Raw genomic sequence first — 12858 nt, forward strand, 5'->3', positions numbered from 1 at the left:
CATCCACCGTGAGGCAGACCATTTTGGCTGCCCGGCGTGCAGGAAATTGCGGGACAGGGGAGACGAGTGATGAAGAAGATAGTTGCAGTTGCCCTGCTGACGGCGGCCCTTGCAGGCTGCACCGCCGTTGCATTGGAGCCCATTCCGGGCAGCATCACCTATGGCGGACAGCCGCGCAGCAAGCTAACGAAGTCGCCGGTCGGCAGTCCCGTCACCCATCAGTTCTACGGCCAGGACGGTCGCCGGTATTACGAGACCTACATCATTCAGTCGGACCGGAGCCTGAAACTGGTCGACCGCTATGCGATCGACATACCGGTCAATTGATTGAATGCATTAGCCCCGGCGGATGCCCGGGCTCAGGCTGCTGACAAAGGGCGGCAACTCCTCTTCGGTCATGCTCGGGCCTGTCCCGAGCATCTTACCACCTCTATACTCTCGAAATTATCCCAACATAACCAATGATTTGGCAAGGGATGGCAGATCCTCGGGACAAGCCCGGGGATGACGTCTTGCATGCCGGAAGGTTTGCCAACAAACTGAGCCCCGGCGGATGCCGGGGCCTGTTGTCCGAGGCGGATCTGGACTATTTCGCCGCCAGGAATTCGCCGACTTCGAGCAGGCTGAATTCGTTGTCGTCGGCCTTGTCGACGGCGCGGCCGGCGGAGAAGGGCAGGTTGTTGTCGTTGCCGATGATGATATGCGTCGCATCGACCACGTCGACATTCTCGATCGTCACGAAGGGCATGTCGTAGACACCCTCGACATTACCCGCCTTCTTCTTCTCGTCCGGATCCTCAATCTTCATGAGATCGATGTAGCCGATCTTGCGGACGGCCTTGCCGACATTCCCGTCGGTCATCTCGACCTTATAGACGCGCTTGTGCTTAGCAGGCGCGTTGAAGCAGGTCGGCTGGGGCTTGGCCGGATCGGCGCAGGCCTTGTCGGCGGAGCCGGCGCCGTTGTCACGCTCGATGACGAGGGCGGTCGTGGCGTCGACCATATTGAAGTCACCGATCGCTTCGCCGCCCTGGGATAGGGGATAGAGCCAGGAGCGGCCGGTCCATGCCTTCGAGGCGACGTCGAATTCGACGATGCGCAGCGCCGTCATTCCGTCCGCCTTCTCGACCGAACCGTCTTCCAGATAGAGCGGGCCTTCCAGCAGGCCGTAGAGCTTCGAGCCGTCCTTCGACATGGCCATGCCCTCGTAGCCGCCCGAGCGCTTCAGGTTGAAGGCAACCATTTTCGCGGCCGGGTTGGCCGGCGTGGTGAGCGTCGGATTGTCGGGCGACTTGACCGGCTTGCCATCGATCACGGTCGCGATCACGTCGGTCAGGCGGCCTTCGGTGTCGAACTTCAAGAGATAGGGGCCGAATTCCTCGCCGAGCCAGAAGCCGTCGGCGACCGGCTGGATCGATTCGATATCGAAATCGGCGCCGGTCAGATAGCGGGTGTCGGAACCTTCCATGGTGATCGGGAAGGGCGCGATCCTGTTCGGATCGGAGAGGAAAATATTCTTCACGACTTCCGCCTTGTTGGCGGCCCAGTCGAATTTCATCTGGTGCAGGAAGAGCATGGCGTCGGAGGAATTGGCCTTCGAGCCGAAACCGTTGTCCGACAGCGTCCAGAACGTGCCGTCGGCCATCGTCTTGATGCCGGAGAAGCCCTGCAGCGGCTGGCCGTCGAACGGCAGCTTCACATCGGTGACGCGGACGCCGTCCTTGCCCGGCAGCGTGCCGAGGGCCTCGGTGCGCTTGCGGTCGGGCGTGGTGAACTTGCCGGACGTCTTCAGGAAGGCTGGCGCGTCGGCCGGAGCCGGAACGATCGTGTTGGCGGGCAGGATTGCCTGGCCGACGAGTTTGGCCGGGAAGGCTTTTTCTTCGGCAGCAGCAGAACCGCCGATCAGCGCAGCGAGAGCAACGGAGGCGAGAAGGGGTCGGATCATGAGATCACCTGTTGGTTGGCGTGTCAAAGACGCCTACCGCATAGGGAGCGGTCGTGACGGCCGGGTGATGGAACATTGAAGCTTCGATGAAGCTTTGATGACGGGATATCGAGGTCGATTTGAACGTCAGGCGCTTCTCTTGAGCGCCACCCAGCGGCCCGGCGTCATGCCGAAGGTTTTCTTGAAGTGCCGGGTGAAATGGGCCTGGTCGGCAAAGCCTGCGCCGAAAGCGGCATCCGCCAGGCTTCCGCCTTCGAAGAGCAGTTGTTTTGCCCGGTCGAGTCTGCGCATGACCAGATAGCGGTGTGGGCTTGTCCCCAGGAGCTTCCGGAATTGCCGTGAAGTCGTGTAACGATCGAGGCCGCTGACGGCTTCCAGTTCCTGGGAAGAGACGGCGCGGTCGCAATTGTCCTGGAGATAGTCGCGGCAGCGGAGCACGGCTTCGCGCGAGGTCGATTTGTCCGGCAAAGCGCCGCGACTGTCCGCGTGACGCCAGAGGCTTGCCGTCAGACGGGCGATCAGGTCATCCAGCAGAAGCTCCTGCGGCGTGGCGTCAAGATCGTCGAGCGCCTCGGCGAGGCAGTCGCGGAAGGCATCGTCTGCCATGACGGGCTCGGGCACGAAGGGCAGTCCGGCCACACCGCCCGCCGCCTCGATCAGCCGTTCCGGCGGCAGGTAGAGCATGCGGTAACGCAAACCGTCGTCGGTGCCGGCGGCGCCGTCATGCACCTCGTCCGGATGCAGGACGATGACATTGCCGGGCAGGCTGACGCGGACCGAGCCGCGATAATGGAACGTCTGGACGCCGGAAAGCGTGATTCCGAGCGCATAGGTGTCATGCCGGTGCGGCGAAAAACCGTTGCCGTGGAACCGCGCCTCGATCCGCTCGATGCCGCATGAGGAGGGAGCCTGGACGATGCCGTCCGGCTTTTCCTCCGCCTTGCATGAACGTTCAAGACCGGCGGTGCTTGCTGCCGCTATCGCGTCGGTCCTTGCATAACCTTCGACGGAGTTCTTCATGTTCGACACCAAGATCGCGATTGTGCTTCGCGATGACCTCGCCTCCTGGCAGGAGCTCAACGTGACCGCTTTCCTGATGAGCGGCATCGTCGCCCAATCTCCCGCGATCATCGGTGAAGCATATCGGGATGCGGCCGGCCATGTCTACAATCCGATGAGCATCCAGCCGGTCGTGGTCCTGTCTGCCGAGCAGGAGACGTTGCGCATGATCCACCGGCGCTCGCTCGAACGGGAAGTGACAACATCGGCCTATATCGAGGAGATGTTTGCGACAGGCCACGATGCGGCGAACCGCGCGGTGTTCGCCGAGTTTGCGCCGGACGACGCCAGGCTGGTCGGGATTGCGCTGCGGGCCGAGAAGAAGATCGTCGACAAGATCACCAGGGGAGCGAAGATGCACCGGTAACTTCTCCGCTCATGCCTCCAGCGCCAGCGTCGCGAAACTCGCCAGCCAGTGCTCGCCCATATAGTCGCCTTCCACATGGGGAAGTGCGCTTGCAAGATGGTCTTCCGCCGCCTTCTCCATGATCGGCCGTCGCGGATCGCCTTGCGGCAGGGCTTTCGCGAGCGACCGCCAGCACCAGGCGCGGGAAAGATTGAGACCGTCGAGATGGGCGATCTTGCCGTCCGAGCGGTCGGAGACGGAGGCCGGCGAAAACAGCGTCGCGGGCCTCCGCGCCACGATCTCAGGCAGGAAACGGTCGAACCAGGGCAGGAAACCCTCCGCCGGCATCAGCCGCCGCATGCATTCGGCTTCCACGAGCGCTGAAGAGAGAAAATCGTCGCCGGAGGGTTCGCCCCAGGCCGGGCAGGCCTCGTCCTTGCCATACCAACGGAGCGCCGTCTCCGTTAGCAGTCCGAGCAACGCGGTATCGCCGATCGTCTCGGCATAGTCGGCTGCAAGCCGCATGGCAAAGGCGGTGTTGAAATGCGTGCCGACCCGGACCGGATAGGTGGCGACCGGCAGGAAATCGGTGAAGCGACCGGTGAAGACATCCGACAGAGGTTTAAGGTTCTCGAACCAGCACCGCTCATCGAGCAGCGACAGTTCGGCGGAAAGTTTCAGGAGCCAACCCCAGCCATAGGGCCGCTCGAAACCGCGCGATGTGGGCTTTGCCTGATAGGCGCATTCGCCCGCCACCTTGTCCGGCACCAGCATCGCGTCGAACAGCGCCCGGATGCTCTCTGCCGCCGGGATATCCGGGAATGTCCGCAGGATATGCGCCATCATCCAGTAGCCGTGCACGCAGGAATGCCAGTCGAGGCTGCCGTGGAAGATCGGGTGAAGCTCGCTCGGTGTTTTCGCATCTTCTGGGCCTGAAAACACGTTGGCCGGCTTGTTTGGATATTCGCGCCCGACGTGCCCGAGCGCGATCGCGGCAAAATGCTGGGCGGTCTCGGCGGTGAGGGACTGGCGCATGTGGATTGGCTCGCTTTGAAGGAGCGGCGATGCGCGGACATCGTCGCGTCGGGGTAAGATGATGGGCGAGATCACCATACGAAACCGGCCGGATCAAGCCGGAAACGGGTGCGGGCATATGCTCGGCGGCAATCCCGTGTGATCGAGATGGCCAGCCGCGTCAAGTTTCTCTTAACGAAGGCGGCGGTTTTCATCGGATGTTTTATGCAAAAATTCTTATGCTGCATTGCGATAGCGGCGAGTGCGCGTTACCGTGAATGGGGGCCGCCAAGATTCATGAATTCGCTCTAGCAAAGATTTCGTAAAGGATATCAGATGCTTGACGCTTCCAAATCCAAGCCGAAAGATCTCGAGACCATTGCCCGTTCCGGCGGACCGCTTCGCCGCATCACCGCACGCATACCGACCTATCTGACCGACGTGCGCGAAAATCCCGCATGGTTGCCGATGTTTCTTCTGGCGCGGACGATGCCGTTCCGCCGGGCGCATTGGCTGACGGCGAAGCCGGTCCGAGCGGCAACGCCGGGACCTTCGATGTTCGGCGATTTGGATGCGCGGACCATTGCGGCGGAGCTGAAAGGCGCGGGGATATTTGCCGGTCTTACCCTGCCGGACGACATCCACCGGGAGATCGCCCGCTTTGGCCGGGAAACGCCGTGTTTCGGCAATTTCGAACGCAAGCTCGAATTTCTGGCCGGCGAGCATGCAGAAGCCGAGCGGCGTTTCGGTCGCCCGATCCTGAGCGGCCATCACTTCGAACGGGTCCTGCAATGCGAGGCCGCCGTCGCGGTGCAACAGGACCCGCTTCTCATCGACGTGGCGCGGCACTATCTCGGCGGCGAGGCGAAACTGATTACCACCCGGATCTGGTGGAGTTTCCCCACCAAGGCGGCAACCGACGCGGATCTCAGCCGCGCCTCGTTCAAATACCACTTCGACCTGGACGACTGGCGCATGCTGAAATTCTTTTTCTACCTGTCGGACGTCGATGCCGATGCCGGCCCGCATATATATGTCCGGGGCAGCCACAGGCGCCGGCGCATCAAGCATCAGCTGACTCTGCTGGTCGGTCATCCGGCGGAAGAGGTGCTGGAGTTCTACGGCGAGGAAAACGCCGTCACTTTGACTGGCCGCGCAGGAACGGGCTTTGTCGAGGACCCGTTCGGCTTTCATATGGGCACGCTCGCGAAGCAGAGCCCGCGCCTGATGATGGAAGTCGGATTCGGCGTCTCGAAACCGTCGAAACGCCGCTATCACGGCGAGCCGGTCATTCGATAGGGGGCTGTCGGATGGCTGCGCCGGAATGACCTGGCGCGAAATATACGACGCTCCGCTCTTACCCCCTCTGTCCTGCCGGACATCTCCCCCTCAAGGAGGGAGATCGGCTGGACGCATCGGCTTCCCCAAACAAACAACGACGAAGTCCGCCAAGGGGGTAGTTTGGCGGGGAAAGAGCATGCCGCTTGTGATCTCCCCCCTTGAGGGGGAGATGTCCGGCAGGACAGAGGGGGGGTGAAACAGGGGGAAAAGCGAAAATGCCGTAAGCCCCTAAAGCTCGACCGCCTCGACCTTCTTGTTGACGAAGCGGAGCGCTACGTCGCCGTCGATCAGCTTCAATGCGGTGTCGCCGAAGAGGTCGCGACGCCACCCGGAGAGGGCGGCAACCTCGGCCTTGTCGCCTTCGGCGGCGATCTTCTCCAGGTCGTCCGTATTGGCGATGACCTTGGCGGCAACCCCCTGCCTGTCGGAGATGAGTTTCAGGAGAACCTTGAGCAGTTCGACGGCCGCGGCCGTGCCCTCCGGCACATGCGCATGCTTCGGTGGATGCGGCATCTCGGTTTTCGGCAGCGCCAGCGCGGCATTGACCTGCTCGATGACCGCAGCACCCGAGGCCGAGCGCTCCCAGCCTCTCGGAACCGTGCGCAGCCTGGACATCGCTTCCGCATCCTTCGGTTGCTGCTGCGCGATCTCATAGATCGCATCGTCCTTCAGCACGCGGGAGCGCGGGACGTTGCGGCTGCGCGCCTCGCGCTCGCGCCAGGCGGCGACGAATTTCAGGATGGCAAGCTCGGTCGGTTTCCTGAGCCGCGCCTTGAGCCTCAGCCAGGCATCATCCGGATGCAGGTCGTAGGTCTCGGGCGATTCGAGGATCGCCATTTCCTCGGTGAGCCACAGCGCCCGGCCTTCGCGCTCGAGTTGCTCCTTCAGCGACAGATAGACGTCGCGCAGATGGGTGACGTCAGCCAGCGCATATTCGAGCTGTTTGTCGGAAAGCGGTCGCCGGCTCCAATCCGTGAAGCGCGAGGACTTGTCGATATGCACGCCCTTGATGCGGTTCACGAGCTGGTCATAGGAGACCGAATCCCCGAAACCGCAGACCATGGCGGCCACCTGCGTGTCGAAGATCGGATGCGGCACGAGATTGCCGAGATGGTAGACGATCTCGATATCCTGCCGGGCGGCGTGAAAGACCTTGGTGACCGAAGGGTTCGCCATCAGCTCGAAGAAGGGTTTGAGGTCCAGCCCCCTGGCGAGCGGATCGACCAGTACTTCCAGCCGCGGGCTTGCCATCTGGATGAGGCAGAGCTCCGGCCAGAAGGTCGTCTCCCGGAGGAATTCGGTATCGATGGTGATGAAGTCCGATTTGGCCAGCGCATGGCAGGCTTCCTCGAGGGCGGCGGTCGTTTCGATCATTTTTGCGTTCATTTGAGGGTGATCAACCTTCCTTTCGCGTCCGACGGCATATGTCAATACAGAACGGGATTTAAGTGTTACTCGCGCTCGTCTTTATCGGGAGGACCGGCGAGCCTGTTGAAATAGGCGGAGGTCCGGAGCAGAGCGCGGAAACGCGAGCTGCGCTCGGACGGCGGCACGGGCGGCCGCGCGCCCATGCGCCGGATCGTAAACACCAGGAAGCCCGCAAAGATGAAGGACGTATAGGCGAAGAAGGCCCGCGGTCCGTAATATTCGAGCAGCATGGAGGCGAGCAGCGGCCCGATCGTCGCACCCACCGACCAGTAGAAGAGCAGGCCCGCAGAGACCAGCGCGTGTTCGCCTTCCTTCGCGTAGTCGTTGCCATGCGCCGAGCAGAGCGAATAGAGCGGCATCGAAAAGGCGCCGAACAGGAAGACGCTGACGATGTTGGCCGTCTCGTTGGTTCCGGCCCCGAAGGAGAGATAGGCGCCGGTAATGATCGAGCCGATCGTCGTCCACAGGATGACGCGCCGCCGGTCGAGCCTGTCGGAATAGATGCCGAGCGGATATTGCAGCACGACGCCGCCGATGATGCCGGCGCTCATGAAGGTGGCGATCGAGGTGATGCTCATGCCGATCTCCTCGGCATAGATCGGCCCGATATTGCGGAAGGCGGCCATGGAAAGGCCGACCGAAATGACGCCGACCACCGCGAGCGGCGAGATGCGCCAGACGGCCTTGAGATCGAAGGCGATCTTCTCAGGCGGGGCAGGGCTCGACCTGTCAGCGAGCGAGATCGGCACGAGCGACAGCGTCAAAGCGATCGCAATGATATTGAAGACGAGTGGACCTTCGATACCCGCCACCGGGATGATGTATTGTGCGATCGTCACGGAGCTCAGGTCGACCAGGCGATAGATCGAGAGCGTCCGGGCGCGGTTGGCATTGGTGACCTTGGCGTTGATCCAGCTCTCGACGGTGGCAAAGAGGCTTGCGACCGCGATGCCGATCAGGAAGCGCATGGCGAACCAGACGGCCGGATCGACGATCATCGACATGCCGAGCGAGGCGGATGCCGTGATTGCAGCCATGGCGGAGAAGGTGCGGATATGGCCGATGGCGCGCAGCAGCCGTGTCACGTAGATGCAGCCTATCGCGAAGCCGACGCTGTAGCCGGCGCCGATCATGCCGATGACCGAGGGGGAAAAACCCTCGGCAGAGCCGCGCAACGCGATATACGTTCCCTGCAGTCCGTTGCCGCCGATCAGGATGCCTGCGGTGACGAGAAGGGGGATCAACGGACGGATATGGTTCATCGAACTTTGTTGCGTGAGGCAGGGCTTGAATCGCGCCGATCGATGCGCTCAGAGCAACTCATAGACGAAGAACGTTACATCTGTCTTGGAAAATTCACCCGCAGTCGACCCATGCCTATGGTTTCGCGACGGGGCTTCGGTTAATTGCTGACGACCGGAGGCTTAGTCGTCATGAGTCCCATTCTCATTGTTATTTTCCTCGCTGCCGCTGCAGCCCGAATCGCAAGCGTCGTCGTGTCGAAGCGGCATGAGCGGCAGCTTCGAAAGCAGGGGGCGGTGGAATATGGCGCATTGAACAGCGCGCTGCTGGCGCTGGCTCACACGGTCTTTTACTTCGCGGGACTGGGTGAGGGGTGGATCAGGCAGGCTCAATTCGACGCCGTGTCGATGACGGGCCTCGCCATCTTCGTCGCCGCGATGCTGATGCTCGTATGGATCGTCGGACTGCTTGGTGATATCTGGACGGTGAAGATCATGATCGCGCCGAACCATCCGATCAGCCGGCATATGCTGTTCCGCGTGATCCGGCATCCGAACTATTTTCTGAACATCCTGCCGGAACTCATTGGTTATGCCTTGATCTTCCACGCCTATCTCACGCTGGCGATCGGGCTTCCGGTCTATCTCGTCATCCTCGCCATCCGCATCGTGCAGGAGGAAAAGGCGATGCGGGACCTGTTCCGGGGCACTGGCGCGGCTTGATGGCAGTCCTATATCCGGCCTCGGGTTCGAAGCGTTTTTGCCCGCAAACCGGTTCTGCCTTGACAAAGCAGGCCCATCATGCGCTTTTCGCGCCGATTTTCCATGAGACCGGCCGGCAGTGCTGCGCACGCCGACAAGCCGTCATACGCATCAGTCCAGGATTCTTGAAATGCATCGTTACCGCAGCCACACCTGTGCCGCCCTTCGGAAGTCCGATGTCGGTTCCACCATCCGCCTGTCCGGCTGGGTGCATCGCGTGCGAGACCATGGCGGCGTTCTCTTCATCGATCTGCGCGACCATTACGGCACGACGCAGATCGTCGCCGACCCGGATTCGCCGGCCTTCCAGATGGCCGAGACCGTGCGTGGCGAATGGGTGATCCGCGTCGACGGCCTTGTCAAGGCCCGCTCCGAGGACACGGTGAACCCGAACATGGCGACCGGCGAGATCGAACTCTACGCGCAGGAAATCGAAGTGCTCTCCGCGGCGAAGGAACTGCCGCTGCCGGTCTTCGGTGAGCCGGATTATCCGGAAGACGTGCGCCTGCGCTACCGCTTCCTCGACCTGCGCCGCGAGACGCTGCATAAGAACATCGTCAAGCGCACGCAGGTCATCTCGGCCATGCGCCGCGAGATGACCAATGTCGGCTTCACCGAATATACGACGCCGATCCTGACCGCATCCTCGCCGGAAGGCGCGCGCGACTTCCTGGTGCCGAGCCGTATCCACCAGGGCAAGTTCTTCGCGCTGCCGCAGGCGCCGCAGCAGTACAAGCAGCTTCTGATGGTGGCAGGCTTCGACCGCTATTTCCAGATCGCCCCCTGCTTCCGCGACGAGGACCCGCGCGCCGACCGTCTGCCGGGCGAGTTCTACCAGCTCGACCTCGAAATGAGCTTCGTGACTCAGGAAGACGTCTGGAACACGATGGGTCCGCTGATGACCTCGATCTTCGAGGAATTCGCCGACGGCAAGCCGGTGACCAAGGAATGGCCGCGCATCCCCTATGACGTCGCGATCCGCAAATACGGTTCCGACAAGCCGGATCTCAGGAACCCGATCGTCATGGAAGCGGTGACCGAGCATTTCGCCGGCTCCGGCTTCAAGGTCTTCGCCAACATGATCGCCTCCAATCCTAATGTCGAAATCTGGGCTATCCCGGCCAGGACCGGTGGTTCGCGCGCCTTCTGCGACCGGATGAACGCCTGGGCGCAGCAGCAGGGTCAGCCGGGCCTCGGCTATATCTTCTGGCGGCAGGAAGGCGCAGTCCTCGAAGGCGCCGGCCCGCTCGCCAAGAATATTGGCGAGGAGCGCACCGAGGCGATCCGCAACCAACTCGGACTGGAAGGGGGCGACGCCTGCTTCTTCGTCGCCGGAGATCCGCAAAAGTTCTACAAGTTCGCGGGCGAGGCGCGCAGCCGCGTCGGCGAGGAACTGAACCTCACTGACAAGGACCGTTTCGAGCTCTGCTGGATCGTCGATTTCCCGTTCTACGAATGGAACGAGGACGAGAAGAAGATCGACTTCGCGCACAACCCGTTCTCCATGCCGCAGGGCGGGCTTGAAGCGCTGGAAAACAAGGAGCCGCTGGCGATCAAGGCCTTCCAGTACGACGCCGTCTGCAACGGCTTCGAGATCGCCTCGGGCTCGATCCGCAACCAGTCGCCGGAAACCATGGTCAAGGCCTTCGAACTGGTCGGCCTGTCGCAGGCGGATGTCGAGGAGCGCTTCGGCGGCCTTTACCGCGCCTTCCAGTACGGCGCCCCGCCGCATGGCGGCGCCGCCTTCGGGATCGACCGCATCGTCATGCTTCTGACGGGCGCGAAGAACCTGCGCGAGATCACGCTCTTCCCGATGAACCAGCAGGCGCAGGACCTCCTGATGGGCGCGCCGTCGGAAGCAACGCCGACCCAGCTCCGCGAGCTCTCGATCCGGGTCATTCCGCCGCAGAAAAAGGACTGAGCGGCGGCTCCAATGGAGGAGCGCCTCTCGGGCATTCTGATTGCGGGAAGTTCAAACGTCGGCAAGACGACGCTCGCCAGGCGTCTGGCGGACGCGCTTGGCTGGCGGATGATCTCTACCGACAGCCTTGGGCGACATCCAGGCCGCCCTTGGCCTCAGGTCCGCAAGCCCGTTGCCGAATATTATTCTCGCCTTTCGCCTGAGACGATCTGCTGGTTTCTGAAGGTACACCACGAGAATATGTGGCCTCGGCTTGAGCAGATCATCAAGGAAGAGAGCGGGGCCGAGAGACGTTTCGTGTTCGAGGGTTCGGCGCTTCGCCCGGAATATATTGCGCCGCTGGTTTCCGAGAAAATTGCGGGGGTGTGTCTTTATGCGGATGCGGATTTCCTGCAGGCAAGGATGCGATCCGAAGCAAAATATGGTGAGGCCGACGACGTCAGCCGTGGTCTCATCGACAAATTCATAGAACGATCCTTGCGCGACAATTCCGAAATGCGCGCGTCGGCAAAGGAACATGGATTGGAGGCAATCGATGCCGCCGATCCCGACGCCGTCGCGGGCCTTTTCGACAGGCTGACGTCTCGCGCGTGAAGGCGGCAGGGAGCCTGCCTAGAGCGAAGCGGCAACAGCCTTTTTCAAATCCAGCGTGAACTGGCCCCACATGCCTTCGAGCATGGTGTTGGTGAGCGCCACCGCGGTGAGCTTCTTCGCCGGATCCATGAACCAGTGGTGGCCGTAAACGCCGCCCCATTGCAGCGTGCCGGGCGAAACGGGCAGAGTCGCTGCCGACGGGTCGAGGATGATTGCCCATCCGAAGCCGAACCCGAAGCCCGGTCGCGTCGGCTCCAGGAGGTTCCCGACCTGGTTCGTCATCATTTCCTTGACCGTCTTCTCCGAAAGCAGCGGCGCGCCGCCCTTGCGGACTGTCTCGAGCACGGCCAGCACGTCGCCTGCGGTTCCCGCCATGCCGCCGCCGCCGGAATGGAAGGAGAGGGGATCGAAGATGCGGTCGGGCGCGAAGGTTACGGAGCCGTCGAGTGCCCAGACCTTTTCCGTTTCGCCCATCCGCTTCGGCTCGGGCGATGCGTCCACGTAAGGGGCGGCCAGCCGGCTGCGGTCGACCACCGTGAAAGCCGTGTCGGAAAGGCCGAGCGGCTGCATGACGAGTTCCGCCACCGCATCGCCCAGACGCTTGCCGGTCTCCTTTTCGATGACGGCGCCGAGCACGTCCATGGAGACGGAATATTGCCAGCCGGCGCCGGGTTCAAAGAGCAGCGGCACGGAGGCGATGCGGCGAAGGTTTTCGTCGAGCGACAGGCCCGGCTGGTCGACACCGTCAGAAACGCCGGCGCGGGCATAGGGGCCGTTCTCCGCGGCGAAAGCATAGCTGAGACCGGAAGTATGTGTCAGCAGATGCCGGACCAGGATCGCCGGCTCGCTTCCGTCCGCAAGGCGCGGCCTGAAATCCGGCAGCCATTTCGTGACGGGAACGTCCAGCCCGATCCGCCCCTGCTCGACGAGCCGCATCGCGGCAATCGTCACGATCGGCTTGGTGACGGAGGCAAGACGGAAGATCGTATCCTCTTTCATGGCGAGGTTGGCCTCGCGGTCCGCAAGGCCGGCGGCGCGGCGATAGACGGTCTCGCCGTCCCTGGCGATCAGCACCACCGTGCCGACCAGCCGTTGCGATGCAAGGGCGGTGTCGATCGCGTTATCGACGGCGAGGTAGGTCTTCTGCTTGCTTTCATCGAAGGGAGTCATAAGCCAAATCTCCTGTCTTGACCGGCCCCGATATGCA

Annotated in this window: 12 protein-coding genes; 6 read left to right on the forward strand and 6 right to left on the reverse strand. The window is 62.3% G+C overall.

The features are described 5' to 3' along the window. Window positions 1–69: 69 nt before the first annotated feature. The gene (locus tag QEO92_RS05185; RefSeq protein WP_227702391.1) at window positions 70–327 is read left to right on the forward strand and encodes a lipoprotein; all 258 of its coding nucleotides are present in this window, start codon (window positions 70–72) and stop codon (window positions 325–327) included. A 259-nt stretch (window positions 328–586) separates the two neighbouring features. On the opposite strand, the gene QEO92_RS05190 is transcribed toward QEO92_RS05185, so the two are convergent. Next, window positions 587–1945: an esterase-like activity of phytase family protein gene (locus QEO92_RS05190; RefSeq protein ID WP_227702392.1), complete on the reverse strand. Its 1359-nt coding sequence runs from the start codon at window positions 1943–1945 to the stop codon at window positions 587–589. A 126-nt stretch (window positions 1946–2071) separates the two neighbouring features. Then, a complete protein-coding gene (locus tag QEO92_RS05195; RefSeq protein ID WP_227702393.1) occupies window positions 2072–2965 on the reverse strand; it encodes an AraC family transcriptional regulator in 894 nt (297 codons plus the stop codon). Between QEO92_RS05195 and QEO92_RS05200 the strand changes: the two genes are divergently transcribed. Next, a complete protein-coding gene (locus QEO92_RS05200) occupies window positions 2964–3371 on the forward strand; it encodes a DUF2000 family protein (protein ID WP_227702394.1) in 408 nt (135 codons plus the stop codon). The two genes, QEO92_RS05195 and QEO92_RS05200, sit on opposite strands and share 2 nt — an antisense overlap. A gap of 9 nt (window positions 3372–3380) precedes the next feature. Here QEO92_RS05200 and QEO92_RS05205 read toward each other — a convergent pair whose 3' ends face one another. Continuing rightward, window positions 3381–4385, reverse strand: a complete 1005-nt coding sequence (locus tag QEO92_RS05205; RefSeq protein ID WP_227702395.1) for a DUF2891 domain-containing protein — start codon at window positions 4383–4385, stop codon at window positions 3381–3383. A 315-nt stretch (window positions 4386–4700) separates the two neighbouring features. Here QEO92_RS05205 and QEO92_RS05210 point away from each other — a divergent pair, with 315 nt between their 5' ends. Continuing rightward, window positions 4701–5663, forward strand: a complete 963-nt coding sequence (locus QEO92_RS05210; RefSeq protein ID WP_227702396.1) for a phytanoyl-CoA dioxygenase family protein — start codon at window positions 4701–4703, stop codon at window positions 5661–5663. Between the two features lie 270 nt (window positions 5664–5933). Here QEO92_RS05210 and rnd read toward each other — a convergent pair whose 3' ends face one another. Together rnd and QEO92_RS05220 are read right to left on the reverse strand one after the other, a co-directional pair. Continuing rightward, on the reverse strand, window positions 5934–7079 hold the full coding sequence (gene rnd / locus QEO92_RS05215) for a ribonuclease D (RefSeq protein ID WP_227702397.1): 1146 nt from the start codon (window positions 7077–7079) through the stop codon (window positions 5934–5936). 77 nt (window positions 7080–7156) lie between these two features. Then, window positions 7157–8395: an MFS transporter gene (locus QEO92_RS05220; RefSeq protein WP_227702398.1), complete on the reverse strand. Its 1239-nt coding sequence runs from the start codon at window positions 8393–8395 to the stop codon at window positions 7157–7159. Between the two features lie 171 nt (window positions 8396–8566). Here QEO92_RS05220 and QEO92_RS05225 point away from each other — a divergent pair, with 171 nt between their 5' ends. From QEO92_RS05225 to QEO92_RS05235, 3 genes are all read left to right on the forward strand, one after another. Further along, window positions 8567–9097: an isoprenylcysteine carboxyl methyltransferase family protein gene (locus QEO92_RS05225; RefSeq protein ID WP_037150632.1), complete on the forward strand. Its 531-nt coding sequence runs from the start codon at window positions 8567–8569 to the stop codon at window positions 9095–9097. Window positions 9098–9266: 169 nt separating this feature from the next. Beyond that, a complete protein-coding gene (aspS, locus tag QEO92_RS05230; RefSeq protein WP_227702399.1) occupies window positions 9267–11057 on the forward strand; it encodes an aspartate--tRNA ligase in 1791 nt (596 codons plus the stop codon). A 12-nt stretch (window positions 11058–11069) separates the two neighbouring features. Next, window positions 11070–11651 carry a hypothetical protein gene (locus tag QEO92_RS05235; protein ID WP_037150635.1) on the forward strand — a complete coding sequence of 194 codons (582 nt, stop codon included), beginning with the start codon at window positions 11070–11072 and terminating at the stop codon, window positions 11649–11651. 18 nt (window positions 11652–11669) lie between these two features. Here QEO92_RS05235 and QEO92_RS05240 read toward each other — a convergent pair whose 3' ends face one another. Further along, window positions 11670–12821, reverse strand: coding sequence for a serine hydrolase domain-containing protein (locus tag QEO92_RS05240; protein ID WP_227702400.1), 1152 nt, complete (start codon window positions 12819–12821; stop codon window positions 11670–11672). Window positions 12822–12858 lie beyond the last annotated feature (37 nt).

It is taken from the genome of Neorhizobium petrolearium (genome assembly GCF_029854435.1).
Taxonomy (GTDB): domain Bacteria; phylum Pseudomonadota; class Alphaproteobacteria; order Rhizobiales; family Rhizobiaceae; genus Neorhizobium; species Neorhizobium petrolearium.

Excerpts from the sequence above, each read along its gene's own strand:
- QEO92_RS05220 (WP_227702398.1), bottom strand. The coding sequence starts at position 8,395 with ATGAACCATATCCGTCCGTTGATCCCCCTTCTCGTCACCGCAGGCATC.
- QEO92_RS05205 (WP_227702395.1), bottom strand. The coding sequence starts at position 4,385 with ATGCGCCAGTCCCTCACCGCCGAGACCGCCCAGCATTTTGCCGCGATC.
- QEO92_RS05185 (WP_227702391.1), top strand. The coding sequence starts at position 70 with ATGAAGAAGATAGTTGCAGTTGCCCTGCTGACGGCGGCCCTTGCAGGC.
- rnd (WP_227702397.1), bottom strand. The coding sequence starts at position 7,079 with ATGATCGAAACGACCGCCGCCCTCGAGGAAGCCTGCCATGCGCTGGCC.
- QEO92_RS05190 (WP_227702392.1), bottom strand. The coding sequence starts at position 1,945 with ATGATCCGACCCCTTCTCGCCTCCGTTGCTCTCGCTGCGCTGATCGGC.
- QEO92_RS05240 (WP_227702400.1), bottom strand. The coding sequence starts at position 12,821 with ATGACTCCCTTCGATGAAAGCAAGCAGAAGACCTACCTCGCCGTCGAT.
- QEO92_RS05210 (WP_227702396.1), top strand. The coding sequence starts at position 4,701 with ATGCTTGACGCTTCCAAATCCAAGCCGAAAGATCTCGAGACCATTGCC.
- QEO92_RS05195 (WP_227702393.1), bottom strand. The coding sequence starts at position 2,965 with ATGAAGAACTCCGTCGAAGGTTATGCAAGGACCGACGCGATAGCGGCA.
- QEO92_RS05235 (WP_037150635.1), top strand. The coding sequence starts at position 11,070 with ATGGAGGAGCGCCTCTCGGGCATTCTGATTGCGGGAAGTTCAAACGTC.
- aspS (WP_227702399.1), top strand. The coding sequence starts at position 9,267 with ATGCATCGTTACCGCAGCCACACCTGTGCCGCCCTTCGGAAGTCCGAT.
- QEO92_RS05225 (WP_037150632.1), top strand. The coding sequence starts at position 8,567 with ATGAGTCCCATTCTCATTGTTATTTTCCTCGCTGCCGCTGCAGCCCGA.
- QEO92_RS05200 (WP_227702394.1), top strand. The coding sequence starts at position 2,964 with ATGTTCGACACCAAGATCGCGATTGTGCTTCGCGATGACCTCGCCTCC.